This is a genomic window from Streptomyces lothianensis (genome assembly GCF_047779955.1).
Classification (GTDB): domain Bacteria; phylum Actinomycetota; class Actinomycetes; order Streptomycetales; family Streptomycetaceae; genus Streptomyces.
On sequence record NZ_JBLMKT010000119.1, the window covers coordinates 1 to 1,059 of the forward strand.

General features: G+C 73.2%; 1 protein-coding gene. It reads left to right on the forward strand.

From position 1 onward, the window contains the following. Positions 1 to 1,059: beta-ketoacyl reductase (locus ACLF6P_RS29855; protein ID WP_415954543.1), on the forward strand; the 1,059-nt coding region annotated here is incomplete at both ends.

Here is a 1,059-nt window from a genome sequence, read left to right on the forward strand (position 1 = left end):
GAGCTCCTGGACGCGGGCCTGGACCGGGTCCAGGCCATGCTCGGTGAACTCCTCGACCTGTTCGAACAAGGTGTGCTGACGCTGCCGCCGGTGCGTGCCTGGGACATCCGCCAGGCCCCCGAAGCACTACGGCACGTCAGCCAGGCCCGGCACATCGGCAAGGTCGTCCTGACCCTGCCCCGCAGGCCCGACCCCGACGGCACCTACCTCGTCACCGGCGCAACCGGAACCCTGGGCAGTCTCCTCGCCCGCCACCTCGTCACCGCACACGGGGTGCGCAGTCTGCTGCTGCTGTCCCGCAGCGGCCCCGACGCCCCCGGCGCCGCCCAGCTGGTCACCGGCCTGGAACAGGCAGGCGCCCGCGTCGACCTCGTCGCCTGCGACGCCGCCGACCGCGACGCACTCGCCACCGCCCTCGCCCGTGTCCCCGCCGCACACCCGCTGACCGGCGTCATCCACACCGCCGGAGTCCTCGACGACGGCATCATCCCCGAACTCGACACCGACCGCGTCGACCGCGTCCTGCGCCCCAAAGCCGACGCCGCCTGGAACCTCCACGAACTCACCCGCCACCACCACGAACTCACCGAATTCATCCTGTACTCGTCCACTGCCGCCACGGTCGGCGGCCCGGGGCAGGCCAACTACGCGGCCGCGAACCTCTATCTGGACGAGCTGGCGCGTCACCGGCAGGCGCTCGGCCTCCCCGGACAGGCCGTCGCCTGGGGCATGTGGGAAGAACGCAGCGCCATGACCGCGCACCTCGGCGACACCGAGGTCGCCCGCATGGCCCGCACCGGCATCCTGCCCATGCCCAGTGCATTCGGCCTGTCCCTGCTGGATGCGGCGCGGGCCTCCGGCCAGTCCCACCTGGTCGCCGCCCGGCTCGACCTGGCCGCCGTGCGCAGCCACGCCGACGCCGACGGCATCGGTGTTCCTCCGCTGATGCAGGGCCTGGTCAAGGCGCCCGTGCGGCGTGCCGTCGCCGGGCAGGCGGTCGAGGTGGGTTCGCTGGCCGGCCGGCTCGCCGCGATGCCCGCCGAACAGGCCGAACGAACA